Genomic DNA, 15,478 nt, shown 5'->3' with positions numbered 1-15,478 from the left:
AAAACAACTCCACACTGAAAAAGAATTGACCTGGATAACAGCGGCGAAGCATCACGCGGAGGGATCACCAAAAGGCGACAGAGCGTGGGGCGGGAAAGAATCGCACTCGGTTTGTCGATTGTTTTCAATCAACCAAGTTCAAATAAGATACCCCAGAAGTGGCAAGCTTTCCAAGGTTTTTTGTGAAAATCGATCAAAGCAGGGGTATCGACTGAGGGACCAGCGATCACCCCGCGATTAGCGAGTAGAGCCCAAGTGATGCCGAGCCACTCACCATGCCGATGGTGTCCTGCGTCAACAGAAGGCTCGATTGGCTTTTCGACCGCCTTGAAACTAAGGTATCGCTCCTCTTCCGGGCCCTGGTAAAATACTTTAAGGACTTGGTTTTAATCTTCTTTTTAGTAACTCCATCATGATGAAACTGAACTTGATGCCCATCACGATCCTCGTGATTTGCTGTTCTCTATGGGGCTGCGGCGATAGCGGGCCCAGCGGCGAAACCATGGCCCTGGGACAAGAGGTCTACAACCGGCCGGCTTCCTGCGTCACTTGCCACCAATCCATCGGGCAAGGGCAGCCGCCCCAGTTCCCACCGCTTCGGGCCAATCCCAGCGTGGTGAGCGATGACACCGAGCGTTTGATCAAGATCGTGACGCACGGCATGAGCGGGCCGATCGAGGTCAAGGGCGAGAAGTACGACTCGGTCATGGCGGGCCTGGGCAACCAGCTCAGCCCCGAAGAAATCGCGGCGGTCCTGACCTATGTCCGCAACAACTGGCGAAACGAAGCGTCGGAGATCACCGCCGAGGAAGTCCGTGCGGTGCAGGCTAAATACCCCGACCGCAAACTGCCGTGGACAGTGGCTGAACTCGATGGCCTGCCCGCAGACACGGCTCAGGCCGGCGGCGCACACGAAGCCGCAGAGGCCGACACGAGCGACCCGATCGCATGGGGCCACGCGCTCTACAACGGCGCCGCGATGTGCGCCACGTGTCACCAGCCCAACGGCCAGGGGATCGAAGGCGCCTACCCCCCACTCGCCGGAACCCCCTGGGTCACCGGAGACCACAACCGTTTGATCAAGATCGCGTTGCACGGCATCAGCGGCGAGATCGAAGTCCTCGGCAAATCCTACAGCAACGAGATGCCCGGCCAGGGCGGCCTTCTTACCGACGAAGAGATGGCCGCCACCCTGACTTACGTCCGACAAGCGTGGGGCAACGAAGCCGCGCCGATCTACGCGGACCAGGTCGCGGCGCTGCGTGCGAAGTACGCCGACCGACACGAACCCTGGCCCGGCCCGGAGCTCGCGGCGGTGGACAACGTTTCGCCGTTGACCAACGTGCGTTTCCGTCGGATCGACATGAGCGATATCCCCGAAGGTTTGCACCTGAACACGCCAGAGTTCGATGCGCTGCCGGTGATCGACGAGGGCGAGATCGAGTCGAACTATTTCGATACAACCAAGATCGCTGGGCATCACGAAAAGGATGCCCTGTTTGCGGTCGTCTTCGAGGGCGAACTCGAAGTCCCCGCAGAAGACCAGTACCACTTCGCCCTTGAAGGGGCCGGCACCGCCGTCTTGGTTGTCGGCGACGAAGCCGTGGTGAATCAGCCGGACATCAAATCGAAATGGCTGAACAAGAAGGCGACCAAGCTGATGTCGCCGGGGACACACCAGGTCAAGCTCTACTACCACCAGGGCGTGGGGTGGAAGAACCTGAAGGCCTCGGCCCGTGCCGACAGTGTGTCGCGGACCAAGTGGGCGATCACGCCCAAGCCGACCAACGACATGCAGCTTTCTAACCCCAATTACCTGCTGGTGCCGGAGCGTGATGAGCCGATCCTGCTCCGCGGCCGGTTCGAAGGGTTGGGCCACCTGGGCATGGCCGTGGGCCACCCGCTGCGAGTGAACTATGCGTACGACTTCAGTCGGTCACAGCTGACGCGGGCCTGGCAGGGTGAATACCTCAACGCCGCCGCGGTCTGGCTGGGGCGTAACGACAAGCACATGGGGCCCGAGGGCTCGGATGCGCTGGACCTTACGACGCGTCAGCCCGTTGCGATCCTCGCTTCGCTCGACGCCGACTGGCCCGGTCCGGTGAAGGTGAACCAAAGCCCGGAGGGCTACGAGTTCATCGGCCACCGCGTGGTCGACAAGCTCCCGGTGTTCTACAGCAAGTTCTTCGATGGCGTGCTCAGCGACCGTTCGGTCCCGCAGACCGGCAGCCTGACGCGCACGCTCGAAGTGAACTCGCCCGAAGCGAGCAACACCCTGGTCGCTTTGCTCGCCGAGGGAGCCAAGATCGAAGACCTGGGGCAGGGCACGTATCAAGTCGACGGCAGCTACCGCGTGGTGGTTGACGCCAGCAGCCCGTTGCCCGAAATCCGCCGCCAAGGCGATCGCGACCTGCTGGTCGCCCCCGCCGCTTGGGAAGACGTCTCCATCGACCTGCCGTCGTGGATCCTGAGCCACACCGAACTCGAACCACAAAGCCCCGGCCACCGCGCCACCTGGGCCTGGGAGTATCAATGGATCGACTAACCCCCCTGACCCGCACCCTGACCGCCGCCAGCGTGGCGCTCGCCAGCATGGCGGCCGTCAGCCCGGACGCCTCGGCCAAGCCCACCAAGCAGCCCGAGAGCGAGAAGAAGTACTACGTCATCGAAGACATCCCCACGCCCGAAGGCGTCGTCTTTGAAGCCGCGGGTTTTGCCCGCCTCGAAGGCGATCGGCTGGCCGCTTCCACGCGCCGCGGCGAGGTCTACTTCGTCGACAACATCTTCGGCCCGGTCGAAGACTTCGAGTTCACCCGCTTCGCCGCCGGCCTCGACGAGCCGCTCACCATCGTCTGGAAAGACGATTGGCTCTACGCCGCCGAGCACACCCAGGTCGTACGCATGCACGACGAGAACGGCGACGGCGTGGCGGATGTCTACGACACCTTCAACAACGAGTGGCCGACCACCGACAACTACCACGAGTACAACTTCATGTCGCCGCCGGATAAGGACGGCAACATGTGGGCGGTGCTCTGCCTTACCGGCTCGGGATCGAGCCCGGTCTACCTCCGCGGCTGGGCCGTGCGGATCACGCCCGAAGGTGAACTGCTTCCCAGCGTGGGCGGTATCCGCTCGCCCGGCGGCATCGGCTTCGACGCCACCGGCGAAGTGTTCTACACCGACAACCAAGGCCTCTGGAACGGCACGAGTTCGCTCAAGCACCTGAAGCTCGGCTCCCACGCGGGCAACCCCACGGGCAACACGTGGTACAAGCAAGCCAAGGAAGACCTCGCGACCAAAGGCGTCGAAGACTACCTCGGCCCCGATCCCGGCTGGCCGGAACAAGACCAGACCCTCACCGAAGACGAGCGTCAGCGCAACCCGCGCTACCTCCCCCCTGCGGTCATCTTCCCGCATGGCAAGGTCGGCAACTCGCCCACCGGCATCGTGTATGACAACAGCGAAGGCAAGTTCGGCCCGTTTGCCGGGCAGATGTTCGTCGGCGAGATCACTCACAGCCAAGTCCAACGCGTCTTCCTCGAAGAGATCAACGGCGTGCAGCAAGGCGCGGTGTTCCACTTTGTCTCGGGCTTCCGCTCAGGGCCGGTGGGCGTGATGATGGCCGAGGAAGGCTTCATCTTCACCGGCGAGACCGACCGCGGTTGGGGCTCGCGCGGCGGCAGCCCGTTCGCGTTTGAACGTATCCGTTGGACCGGCGAGGTACCGTTCGAGGTGCACGAGATGCGCATCGAACCCGACGGCTTCACGCTGACCTTTACCAAGCCCGCCGACCCCGAAACCGCGGGCGACGTCGCGTCTTACCAGATGAAGAGCTGGACCTACTGGTACCAGGCGGCCTACGGCAGCCCCGAGATCAACCACGCCGACCAGACGATCACCTCGGCGACGGTGGCCGAGGACGGAATGTCGGTGCGGTTGGTCGTCGAAGGCATCGTGAAAGGCGACGTTCACGAGCTGAAGATGGAAGGCGTCCGCTCGGCGGAATCCAAAGACGAAGGCCTCTGGCACCCGCTTGGCTATTACACCGTCAACGAGATCCCGGCGGAGTAAACAACCGGCAGCCTCGCCAACGCCCAAACAAACCAAGAAAAAACGCCCGCCGATCAAACGGCGGGCGTTTTATGTTTCGAGGTTAATCAATCCGTTCACGGCGTAGGTAGCTCGAGCGTCTTGTCGTCCGCCCCCGGGGCGAAGTTACTCGTAAAGAACTCGGTGCCATCGCCTTTCGCGCCCCACTCGACCTCGACCCGGCCGTCGCCCAGCACGATGTTCAACAGCTTGGCCTTGAGCGCGTCGGCCACGCCGCGGTACTTGGGGTTGTGGGCGAGGTTGTTCAGCTCATCCGGGTCGGCCTTCACGTCGTAGAGGATCGGCTCGAGGTCTTCGTAGTCGGCTTTGAGGGCCCACTTGAAGTCGCCGCCGTGCTTCTTGTCGGGTCGCGGCTTGAGCGAGAACATGTACTGCTCTGTGCGGATCGTCGCACGCGGGCCGGTCACGGCGTGGCTCTCGCCGATGATGTACGGCCGGGGAGCCAGCTCGCCCGACGCGACCTTCGCCAAGTCGTAGCCGTCCAGATAGGCGTACTTCTCCTGGGACAGGTCCCCCCCGCCCGCGGCGATCACCGTGGGCTTGATATCGACGAACTCGGTGAAGGCGTGCACCACCTTGCCCGCGGGGAATTTCTCTTTGTCCGAAGACACCACGATGATCGGGTTCAGCGAGTCGATCAGCCACGGCGTGAACTTCGAGATCGCGCCGTGCTCGTTGAGCTTCCAGCCGTGGTCGCCGCACACATAGACAACGACCCAGGGCTGACCTTGCGACTCGCTGTACGCGATGAAGTCGTCCGCCGCTTTGCCGACCAGCTCGTCGCCGTAGGCGCAGAACGCGTAATAGTCCTGCACCATGATCTGCTTATCCGCATCGGTGAAGTGGTCCGAAGCGTTGGTCCAAGTAACGAACTGCTTCAGGTCCTTGGGAAGCGTGTCTGCTTCCTTGGGGTCCACCACGGGGATCTTGTAGGTCTTCTTGCTGAAGCGCTCGCGGTAGGACTTGGGCGGCAGCACGGGGGTGTGGGGGAAGTCGTAGCCGATGTGGGCGAACAGCGGCTTACTGGTGTCCACGCCGGTGTAGGTCTGCGAGCCGACCGTCAATTTCTTGCCGGGGTTTTCCAGGAAGCGGGTGAGCTCGGTGTTGTAACGCCCGTCACGCGTGAGGCCCGCGGGCTGCGGACTGACGCCGCCGAGGATCATGCCGGTGTTCCATAGGGGCTTGGCGTTCGGCGGATCGTACTTGCGGAACAGGTCGTACTTCGCATCGACTTTCGCGCTGTGGTTTTCGAAGCCGGGCACGTCGTTGAGCGCGGGCCCGCCGTAGTCGACGCCGTCGGGCGAGAAGAACCAGTCGGTGTGCGTGGGCTCGGGGAGTTTCTTGCCGTCGATCTCGGTGATCTTGCCTTTGCTCCAGTCGGTCAGGCCCTCGGCCCACATCTTGTGGAAGCTGATGTCCTGCTCGTAAATCTGATGCCCCTTGAGCTTGCCGTTCGCGCCGAAGGTGCGGATGCGGACGCCGAGTTTGCCGACGTGGAACGTCTGGTAGCCCAGCTCGGCCATCTGCTCGGGCATCGAAGGCTGCCAGTGGGGGACGGTGTTGTTGTGCCATTCAAACTCGTAGAGGCCCGAGCGGTGCGGGTATCGGCCGTGGTGGATCGAGGCCCGCGAAGGAGCGCAGCCCTGGGCGTGGCAGAAGGTGTTGATGAAGGTCGTGCCCATCTCCGCGAGGCGGTCGACGTTCGGCGACTCGACGTAGCCCAGGGCGCTGTGGTCCCGGCCGTGCAGGATGCGGTTGAACGCCTGGATGGAGTCATAGCGCTGGTCGTCGGTGATGATGTACAGCACGTTGGGTTGAACATCATCGGCCGCGATCGCGGTCGGCGAAATCATAAGAAATGCCAAGAGAAGTAAGCTGAAATATTTATGCATCTTGATCTTTCGATAAAGGTTCATGTCCATGAAAAATGAGTAGTGGTCGAAAAATGAACTACGGGGCACCGACCGCCGGAATCTTGATCGTCTTGTCATCCGCGCCCGGGGCGAAGTTGCTGGTAAACACCTGGGTTCCGGTGCCCCACTGCTCCCATTCGACTTCGACCCGGCCGTCGCCCAGCACAATGTCGAGGAGCTTGGTTTTCAACGCCTCGGCGACCTCACGGTACGCGGGGTCGTGGGCGAGGTTATTCAGCTCATCGGGGTCGGCGATCACGTCGTAGAGGATCGGCTCGAGGTCTTCGTAGCTGGCGCTGAGCGCCCACTCGAAATCTTCGCCACGCTTGTCGTGCGGCCGGTTGCGGAGCGAGAACATGTACTGCTCGGTGCGGATGGTGGCACGCGGGCCGGTGAGCACGAGGTTCTCGCCGATGATGTAGTCGCGTGGTGCAAGTTCACCCGAAGCGACCTTGGCCAGGTCGTAGCCATCGAGGTAGGTGAAACGATCGGAAGACAGATCCGCTCCGCCCGCGGCGATCACCGTGGGCTTGATATCGACGAACTCGGCGAACGCGTGAACCACCTTGCCCGCCGGGAAGGCTTCTTTGTCCGACGAAACCACGATCATCGGGTTTTGGGCATCTGGACGCCACGAGGTGAACTTCGCGGTCGAGCCGTGCTCGTTGAACTTCCAGCCGTGGTCGCCGCAGACGTAGACGATCATCCACGGCTCGCCGCGTGTTTCGTTGTATTCGATGAACGCATCGGCGGCCTGGCCGACCAGCTCGTCGCCGTAGGCGCAGAAGGCGTAGTAGTCCTGCACCATCTGCTGCTTCTCGGCGTCGGTGAAGTGGTCCGACGGCTTGTGGTTCTTCACGAAATTCTGCATCTGCGGCGGCAGCTTGGCGAACTCATCCAAATCCCAGGTCGGGATGTCGTAGGTGATCTTCTGGAACCGCTCGCGGTACGACTTGGGCGGGAACACCGGGGTGTGCGGGAAGTTGAAGCCCAGGTGGGCGAAGATCGGGCGGGACTGGTCCACGCCGTCGTAGGCCTGCGAGCCGATGGTCAGTTTCTCGCCGGGGTGGTCGAGGAAATTCTCGAGCTCCGTGACGTACCACGCGTCGCGGGTGAGGCCGGCCGGTTGGGGGCTGACGCCGCCGTAGAACGTGGGCCAGTAGCCGGGCTCGCGGTTTTGGCCGGGCTTGTAGTGACGGATCAGGTGGTACTTCTCATCCGTCTCCTTGCTCATGTGCTCGAATCCGGGGATGGTGTTCAGGCCCGACCCGGTGTACTCCCGGCCTTCGGGGCTGTACATGGTCACCACGTTCTTGACCGGGTGCGGCAGCTTGACGCCTTCGATCTCGGTCATGGTGCCCTTGTTCCAGTCGGTGAACCCCTCGTTCCACATGATCTTGGCGTTGATGTCGTTCTCGTAGAGCGGGTACTGCCCCTTGCTTTCGCCGTTGGACCCGATCTTGCGCTGTCGCACACCGAGCTTGCCGACGTGGAACGTCTGGTAGCCCAGCTCGGCCATGACTTCGGGCATCGACTGCTGCCAATGCTCGACCTTGTTGTTGTGGTACTCAAACGAATAGAGCCCGGTGTGGTGCGGGTATCGACCGTAGTGGATCGCCGCGCGTGACGGGGCGCAGCCCTGGGTGTGGCTCCAGGCGTTGATGAACGTCGTGCCCATCTCCGTCAGGCGGTCGACATTAGGCGACTCGACATAACCCAAGGCGCTGTGGTCGCGCCCGTGTAGGATGCGGTTGAACGCCTGGATCGAGTCGTATCGCTGGTCGTCGGTCAGGATGTAGAGAATGTTGGGCTGGGTTTGTTCTGCCGCAACGGCTTTGCCCGGCAGAATCGCCAGCGTTAATAGCAGCAGGATGAAAAACTTGCGCATCGTGTACTCCGAGTATCGAAACCAACGGCTAGCGTGGACGACCGGGATGAGGATCAAGGGATGAGTTCCGCGGGGATATCGAGCTTCTTGTCGTCTGCCCCTTCTGCGAAGTTGCTGATGTGGTAGGTGTTGGGCTTGGACCAGTCGCACTCGATCCGGCCGTCGCCCAGCACGATCCGCCCCAGCTTGTCGCGGAAGAACGCCGCGAGCTCGACGTACTCCGGGTCGGCGGCCACGTTGTTGCGTTCCATGGGGTCGTACTTCAGGTCGTAGAGCGCCAGGTCCACCTTCTCGACCGGGGCCTTGAGCGCCCACTGCAGGTTCTTGCCGAGCTGCTTTTCGTTGACCCAGTTGTCGAACGGGCGGGTCCGCATGGAGAAGCGAAAGCGTTCGGAGTGGAGGTAGGCGCGGGGGCCGATCACGAGGTTCATCTCGCCGAGGATGTAGTCGCGCTTGGGCTTACGCTCGTGGACGACATCCAGCAGGCTGTAGCCGTCGAGGTAGTCGAACTGCTCGGAGGCGATGTCGCCACCGGCGGTTTGGATGAGGGTGGGGGCGAGGTCCACGTATTCGACCAGGCCGTTGTACACCTTGCCCGCGGGCACGAGCGACTTGTCGGACGAGGCCATAATGATCGCGTTGCCCACCGAGTGGTGCCACGGGCCGAACTTAGCTTCGATGCCCTGTTCGCCGAGGTGCCAGCTGTGATCGCCGACCAGGAAGATGATCAGCCAGTCCCGGTCTTGCTTCGCCGAGTATTCCTTGAACGATTCGATCGCCCGGCCCATGAGCGCGTCGCCGTGGGCGCAGAAGGCGTAGTAGTCCTGGATCGCCTGCTGCTTCTCGTCGTCGGTCATGTCGTCGAAGTTCATCGCCTTGAACAGCCGATCGAGCTGCGGCGGCAGCTTCGAGACCTCGGCTTCTTTGTCGAACTCCGGCACCTTGTAGGTTTCCTGCTGGAAACGCTCGCGGATCGACTTGGGCGGCAGGACCGGGGTGTGGGGCAGGTGGAAACCCAGGTGCATCAGCACGGGCTTGCTGCTGTCGGGCCCCTGAACATCCAGGCCCCAAACGGTTTTGTACCCCTGGTCGGCGTTGGCGAGGTGGCTTTCAAATTCATCGACCACGCGGGCGTCGACGGTCTTGTCGGCGGGCATGGGGTTCACGCCGCCGATGATCAGGTTCTTGTTTCCGCCACGGGTGTAAGAGCGGAGGATGTCGAACTCTTCTTCGACCTCGGCGCGGATGCGTTTATCGTCTTCGGTGATCGGGCCATCGACCCGGCTCAGGAAGTATTCCTTCACGCTGCCGTCGGGGTAGTGGGCCCACTCGGCTTGCCCGAGCTTGGTCCAGTTCTTGGTGTAAGCCGTGTTGCCGAACAGGTCGCCGTAGCCGACTTTCTGGAGCTGGTTCTTGAAGTGGATGCGGTGGTCCCAGTGGCCGGGGTCGTGGAAACCTTGGCCGGGCCCCCAGCGGTAGATGTAGCTGTCGGACTTGCCGAAGCTCGCGGAGGTGTAGCCCAGGTCACGCAGCGTCTGCATGATCACCGGCCGCGTGAAGTCGGGCTCCTGGTGGGTTTGTTCGAAGGCGTAGTGCCCGTTGCGGAAGGGGTACCGCCCGGAGTGGAACGAGCCCCGCGAAGGGCCACACGCCGGGGAGTTGTTGAACGCGTTGATAAACAGCGTGCCCTCGGCGGCCAAGGCGTCGGCCACGGGCGACTCGACGTAGCCCAGCGGGCTGTCGTCGGTGCCGAAGACCGCGCGGTTGTAGGCCTGCAGCGAGTCGGGCCGCTGGTCGTCGGTGACGATCCACATGATGTTGGGTTGTTTGTCACCCGCCTGAGCTTGCCCCGGGAAAATGACAGCAGAGCAGATCGCAAGAAGAGCTATCGATAGAACAGCCGGTTTAAAAGCAGTCATGTTGTCTCGTTAAAAAGAAAGCAGGGTTGAAGAGGGAATCACGTCCGTGGAATTTACAGCCAAGTCATATGGCTTAGACCCACATGTTGATTGTCTACATTAACCGTCGATTTATAGATTGACAAGATCGGAAGTAGTCTCGATGCGCGCAGTTGGATTAATCTCGAATCTGATTGACGTAACAGTAATACGCCCCTCGATCAATCTTGTTTTCATCGATCAACCAAGCCTGAACGCGGTAACGCCCGGGACTCAAATCGGCCACAAGGGTCACGTGGCAAAGGTCGGGGGTGATGGCCTGATCGACCAAGGCGACAGAATCACCTTGCTGATCTACATCAACATCGTGAATTGCAAGTTTTGCGCGCTTAAATGACAAGCTCGCGCCTTCGGGGCGATCGCTCACGTGGGGCACGCCGATGCGAGCGGGAAGCCCCGCGGTCATAGGCGCATCGACCTCACGAGGCCAGCGGCGGAACTCAAAGGTGTACCGCCCCGCGTCCGCGACTTCGATCAGCCAGTAGCCGTTCTGCGGCACGCCGAGCCGGCAGTGGTTCTGGTCGTAGATCCCCGGCGGTCGATCCACGCCGTGCCAGGCGTGGGCGGTCATCATCACCGAGTCATCATCCTGACTGAGATAGAACGGCCAGACCTGATCGAACCCCGCGTCCAATTCCTCCCACCAGGCCTCGTAAACCCCCATCAGCTGCGCGACCACTTCGGGGTGCTGTTCCGAAACATCCTGCCGCTGCTCGACATCGTGGTCGGCACGGGTGAGCTCTCGCCGACCCGGCCCCCAGTCGGTGGTTTGGCAGAGCCGCCAGTCACGGGTCATCACCGCAAAGTCTTTGTACTTCTCCGGGTTGTCGCGCTGCTGGTTGTGGACGACGATCGCGCGTTCATCGAGTTGCTCATCGTGTTCGCCCTGAAGCGCCTGAGAGAGATCGTGCCCATCGAATCTGCTCGGCGCTGAAGCTTCCCCGGCCAAGTCGCACTGCTCGATGAGCGTGGGCACTAGATCGAAGTGCGCCGTGAGTTGATCGACGTCTCGCCCCCCGCTCCAACCGCCGTTGGCCCAGCGGATCATGCAGAGGTTGCGGTGCCCGCCGTCGGTGCTCCAGCACTTCTTGCCGCGCAGCCCCGCGTTGTAGCCCTCGGCAACAAAACCCTCGTGGTCGACCGTCGCGCCGCAGGCGGTTCCGTTGTCGCCGGTGTAAACGATGATCGTGTCGTCGGCGATGCCCAAGTCCTCGAGGTGCTGTCGCAGCTTTCCCACGTTCTCGTCGATGTTGGCGATCATCCCGAAGAAGTGCGCCCGGTCGTGGGGAACGCCTTGGTCGAGGTAGGGCTTGGCGTAGTCGGCGTGGACGTCGTACGGGCTGTGCGGGGCGTTCAACGGCAGGTAGCAGAAGAACGGCTGCTCGTCAGCCACACTCCGCCGGATGAATTCGGAGGCTTCGTGGCACCAGACGTCGGTGCAGTAGGTGTCTTCGAATCGCTCGGGCACGCCGTTGCGCCAGAACACCGCGTTGAAGTAGTCGTTATCCCAGCGGTCGGGCATCTCGCCGATGACGCCGCCGCCGTGGTAGAGCGCCTCGTCGAAACCGCGGTCGTGGGGGAGGTAGCGACGCGAATCCCCCAGGTGCCACTTGCCGAACATCCCCGTGCGGTAGCCGCCGGCCCGGAAGTGGTCGGCCATGGTGGGCATATCCCGATTCAGGAAGTAACGACCGGTCAGCGTGCTCCAAACGCCCGCCCTGGCCGAGTAGCATCCGGTCATCAGCGCCGCCCGGCTCGGAGCGCACATCGGATCGGTATGGAACTGCTGGAGACGCACCGCGTCGTCGTGGAACCGGTCGAGTTCGGGGGTTTTCAGCCACGGGTTCCCGCTGCAGGAAAAATCGCCGTAGCCCTGGTCGTCGGTCACGATCACCAAAACGTTCGGACGGTTCTTATTCATGGGGGAACTGATGGGGTTCTCGAGCGGAAAAACGGAGTCTCACGGGCCGGTCATGATAATCCGCCGCCGCGGAAGCGACCCCGCATCAAACCCGCGCGGGCATATTTTTTGACAATTACGCTCATCATTTGACCCAGAATTGTTAGACTGATCCTCCGCCTCCTGCGTGGCCCCGGCATCCGGGTCAACCGCCTCCTCCGTTCCTTCGAACACCTAAGACGCCTCTTCCTTACCAGGTCTAATCTCCATGCCAAGCTTTGCGCGAAACTTCGCTTGTTTTTCCTGTCAAACCCTCTGTTGTGTTCTGCTCCTGGCCATGGGCTCCGCCGCGTCGGGGCAGGTGGCTTATGAGACCGGCGTTGCGGTGCAGGTGTACTCGGTTGAGGGCGACCTGACGAACGTGCCCAAGCTCGCTCCGCACCAGACGCCCAACTACGAACAGCTCCACGAAGCGCTGGATTTTCACGAATCCGCGCCTTGGGCCGAGGCCGTGCCGGGCAAGCGTGTCATCGTGATCCAAAGCGAACTGACTTGCCCCGAGCCCGGCAAGTACCAAGTTCGACTGACCGGCAACGGCGCCCTGCGCTTCCAGGTCTGGGGCGGGGTCCGTGGCGACACGACGATCGGCGACCCGGAAGTCATCGAAACGAGCATGGTCTGGAACGATGAAGGCAGCTACGTCCGGTTCAACATCCAGCAGCTGACCGTGGGCGAGGAATCGAATCTCGCTTTGGAATGGCGTGCGCCCGGCGCTGAAGACTTCGAGTCCATACCCGCCGAGTACTGGCGCAGCATCGCCGACCCAACGCGTGTGACCTCGCCGGGCGTCAAGCGGCTCTCGAACACGCGCAGCCCCGGCGACGGCAAGGCGGTCGCGGGACTGCACCCCGGCTACGACATCGCCACCATCCGCCCCACCGACAGCAAGCCCAGCGTCGGCGCGATGACCTTCATCGACGACGGCCGGCTGATCGTCGGCACGTTCAGCCCGAAGCAGCGCTCCAACGTGGCGCTGCCCGACATCGACAGCAAGGAACCCGACAAACTCTACGAGGTCCGCGGCGCAACCGGGAACGATGCGGACGCCTACGAACTCGTCGAGATCGCCGACGGTTTCCTCGAGCCCAGCGGTCTTTGCGCCATCGGTGACGCGCTCTACGTCTCGCACCGCCGGGCCGTCACCCGCCTGACCGACCAAGACGGCGACGGCTACTTCGAGACCCACCACACCGTGGGCGAGGGCTGGGAAGGCTGGAACTACCACCAGTTCTCCTTCGGCCTGATCCACCACCACGGCAAGCTCTACGTCGCGCTCTCCACCGCCATGGCCCCTCCCGGCTGGGAAGGCATGGGCACCAACGCCGCGACCAACGGCCCGATGCGCGGCTCGATGATCGAGATCGACCTCGCCACCGAATCGGTCCGCGTGATCGCCGGTGGATTACGCACGCCCAACACCGTAGCGATGGGCCCCGAAGGTTCGCTCTTCTATGCCGACAACCAAGGCACCTGGTTCCCGACCAGCGTGCTGTCTCACGTCCAGCCCGGCCGGTTCTACGGCCACTTCAACCGGACCAACATCGTCCCCAACCTCGCGGACCGCTTCCCCGAAGGCGGCCACCCCAGCACCTACTCGGACCAGATCCGCAGCACCCCCGTGCTCTACCTCCCGCAGAACGAGTTCATCAACTCGCCCAGCAAGGCGCTGCTCATCGAGGACGGCCCGTTTGCCGGGCAGATGTTGATCGGCGAGATCACCTCCGGCGGCATTCGCCGTGGCTACCTCGAAAAGGTCAACGGACAGTGGCAGGGCGCCGCCTTCCGGTTTACTCAGGGCCTTGAGTGCGGCGTGAACCGCCTGGACTGGGGGCCCGACGGCAGCCTGTACATCGGCGGCATCGGGGCCGGGGGGAGCTGGGCGTGGAACGGCACCCGCTTCGGCCTGCAACGCATGACGCCCAACGGCAAGACCGTCTTCGAGATGCTCAGCGTCAGCGCAACGCCCGACGGCTTCCACGTCCGCTTCACCAAGCCGATCGATGCCGAGTGGCTCGCCGACGCGTCGAACTACGACGTCGAGCAATGGAACTACAACCCCACCGCGCAGTACGGCGGCTGGAAGACGAACCAGGAAATCCTCAAAGCGGCTGAAGCCCACCCCGATGAAGACGGCCAGGGCGTGCGTTTGGTGATCCCTGATCTGAAACCGTGGCGCTGCGTGTACCTGCGGATGCTGCCGACCTCATTGGATGGCGAGACGATCTGGTCGACCGAGGCGTTCTACACCCTCAACATGATTCCGACTGCCGAGCCGATCGAGCCCAGCACGATCAACGGTCGCATCATCGTCTCCGACGAAAGCGACAACCCCGGGATCGGCATGGGTGTGCTGCCGCCCGCGGACGCGGTGGCGTTGATCGGCCGTTCGTCCAAGGGCCTGATGTACCACTCCAACGTCGAGCCCAAGCGGATGGCCAACAAGGGCGCGGTCACCCAAGACGAACTCATCCAGATGGACCCCGCGGAGGGCGTTGCGGTCTCGAAGAGCCTGGGCAATCTGATGTCGTCGGCGACCTTCGGCGACCAACGCCTGCACCTCGAATGGATGGCACCAGCCCGGGAAGACGGCGGTTACGGCAAGCAGACCGGCAACAGCGGCGTGTACATCCAGGGACGCTACGAAGTCCAGGTGCTCAGCACCCCGGCGGACAAGGCGCTCGAACCCTGGGAAGCCGGATCGCTCTACAAGTTCAAGCCCGCCGACGTCAACGCCTCGGCCGGGCCGGGAGAATGGCAGAGCTACGACATCTGGTTCCGCGCCGCTCGCTTTGACGAAAGCGGCAACAAAACCGAGAACGCCCGGATCACCTTGTATTGGAACGGGGTGCTGGTCCACCACGACGTGGAACTCCCGCAACCCACCGGCTCGGCGGCCAAGCACGGCGAGCCGGTCCGCGAAGGGGAGACGATGCTCACCGGGCCGCTGCGTCTGCAAGGGCACTGGAGCGATGCCGAGGGCCCGGTGCGGTTCCGCAACGTGTGGGTCGCTCCGCTCGAAACCTCAACCTACAGCCCGGAACCCGAGCGAGATTTGTTTGATGGGAAGTCGCTCGACGGCTGGGTGGTGCGTGGTGGCCAATCCGAATTTGCCGTGGACAACGGCGAGATCGTCGGCACCGCTGTGCCCAACAGCGGCGGCAACACGTTCCTCATGACCGAACAGACCTACCGCGATTTCGAGCTGTCCTACGAAATCCTCACCACCGACCTGAACTCGGGCGTCCAGATCCGCAGCCACGTCGACGGCGGGATCGACAAGCGCTCGGGCAAGATCCGTGGCTATCAGGTCGAAGGTGACCCGACCGACCGACGCTACAGCGGCGGCATCTTCGACGAGGGCCGACGCGGCTGGCTCAACCCGCTGATCGAGAAGCCCTACGCCCGTCATGCATGGCGGCAGGGCGAGTGGAACCAGATCCGGGTGGTGGCGAAAGGCTCCCGCATCCAGACCTGGGTCAACGGCGTGCCCGCGGCCGACCTCATGGACGCGATGACCGCCGAGGGCCACATCGGCCTGCAGGTGCACGGCGTGGGCGCTCGGGACGACCGCCCCACCGTCCGTTTCCGCAACATCAAGCTCCGGGAGTTCAAACCCGGAGCTGCGGATTGCGGCTGCTAGAGCATT

The 15,478-nt window shown here is 62.8% G+C and carries 7 protein-coding genes; 3 read left to right on the top strand and 4 right to left on the bottom strand.

Features of this window, described 5'->3' with window-relative positions; all coding sequences use genetic code 11:
- Window positions 1–412: 412 nt before the first annotated feature.
- Both HNQ40_RS17980 and HNQ40_RS17975 read left to right on the top strand, forming a co-directional pair.
- Window positions 413–2,545: a c-type cytochrome gene (locus HNQ40_RS17980; RefSeq protein WP_221435645.1), complete on the top strand. Its 2,133-nt coding sequence runs from the start codon at window positions 413–415 to the stop codon at window positions 2,543–2,545.
- The gene (locus HNQ40_RS17975; protein WP_184679334.1) at window positions 2,533–4,074 is read left to right on the top strand and encodes a DUF7133 domain-containing protein; all 1,542 of its coding nucleotides are present in this window, start codon (window positions 2,533–2,535) and stop codon (window positions 4,072–4,074) included. The genes HNQ40_RS17980 and HNQ40_RS17975 overlap by 13 nt, the downstream gene beginning before the upstream one ends.
- A gap of 95 nt (window positions 4,075–4,169) precedes the next feature.
- Here HNQ40_RS17975 and HNQ40_RS17970 read toward each other — a convergent pair whose 3' ends face one another.
- The 4 genes from HNQ40_RS17970 to HNQ40_RS17955 form a co-directional block, all read right to left on the bottom strand.
- Window positions 4,170–5,966, bottom strand: a complete 1,797-nt coding sequence (locus HNQ40_RS17970) for a sulfatase-like hydrolase/transferase (RefSeq protein ID WP_221435644.1) — start codon at window positions 5,964–5,966, stop codon at window positions 4,170–4,172.
- Between the two features lie 97 nt (window positions 5,967–6,063).
- Window positions 6,064–7,914 (bottom strand): sulfatase-like hydrolase/transferase, encoded by a 1,851-nt coding sequence (locus HNQ40_RS17965; protein WP_184679332.1) that lies wholly within the window; start codon window positions 7,912–7,914, stop codon window positions 6,064–6,066.
- A 53-nt stretch (window positions 7,915–7,967) separates the two neighbouring features.
- Complete coding sequence (locus HNQ40_RS17960) at window positions 7,968–9,728, bottom strand: sulfatase-like hydrolase/transferase (protein WP_221435643.1); 1,761 nt, start codon at window positions 9,726–9,728, stop codon at window positions 7,968–7,970.
- A 262-nt stretch (window positions 9,729–9,990) separates the two neighbouring features.
- Window positions 9,991–11,793, bottom strand: coding sequence for an arylsulfatase (locus HNQ40_RS17955; RefSeq protein ID WP_184679330.1), 1,803 nt, complete (start codon window positions 11,791–11,793; stop codon window positions 9,991–9,993).
- A 316-nt stretch (window positions 11,794–12,109) separates the two neighbouring features.
- On the opposite strand from HNQ40_RS17955, the gene HNQ40_RS17950 reads away from it, so the two are divergent.
- Window positions 12,110–15,472: a family 16 glycoside hydrolase gene (locus HNQ40_RS17950; protein WP_184679329.1), complete on the top strand. Its 3,363-nt coding sequence runs from the start codon at window positions 12,110–12,112 to the stop codon at window positions 15,470–15,472.
- The last annotated feature ends 6 nt before the right edge of the window (window positions 15,473–15,478 follow it).

This window comes from Algisphaera agarilytica (assembly GCF_014207595.1).
Taxonomy (GTDB): domain Bacteria; phylum Planctomycetota; class Phycisphaerae; order Phycisphaerales; family Phycisphaeraceae; genus Algisphaera; species Algisphaera agarilytica.
The sequence above is the reverse complement of the archived record's forward strand: the minus strand, read 5'-3'. Positions and strand labels throughout refer to the sequence as shown.

What these genes read in the sequence shown, in the direction of transcription:
- HNQ40_RS17970 (WP_221435644.1), bottom strand. Translation starts at nt 5,966, where the DNA reads ATGATTTCGCCGACCGCGATCGCGGCCGATGATGTTCAACCCAACGTG.
- HNQ40_RS17980 (WP_221435645.1), top strand. Translation starts at nt 413, where the DNA reads ATGATGAAACTGAACTTGATGCCCATCACGATCCTCGTGATTTGCTGT.
- HNQ40_RS17960 (WP_221435643.1), bottom strand. Translation starts at nt 9,728, where the DNA reads ATGTGGATCGTCACCGACGACCAGCGGCCCGACTCGCTGCAGGCCTAC.
- HNQ40_RS17975 (WP_184679334.1), top strand. Translation starts at nt 2,533, where the DNA reads ATGGATCGACTAACCCCCCTGACCCGCACCCTGACCGCCGCCAGCGTG.
- HNQ40_RS17965 (WP_184679332.1), bottom strand. Translation starts at nt 7,914, where the DNA reads ATGCGCAAGTTTTTCATCCTGCTGCTATTAACGCTGGCGATTCTGCCG.
- HNQ40_RS17955 (WP_184679330.1), bottom strand. Translation starts at nt 11,793, where the DNA reads ATGAATAAGAACCGTCCGAACGTTTTGGTGATCGTGACCGACGACCAG.
- HNQ40_RS17950 (WP_184679329.1), top strand. Translation starts at nt 12,110, where the DNA reads ATGGGCTCCGCCGCGTCGGGGCAGGTGGCTTATGAGACCGGCGTTGCG.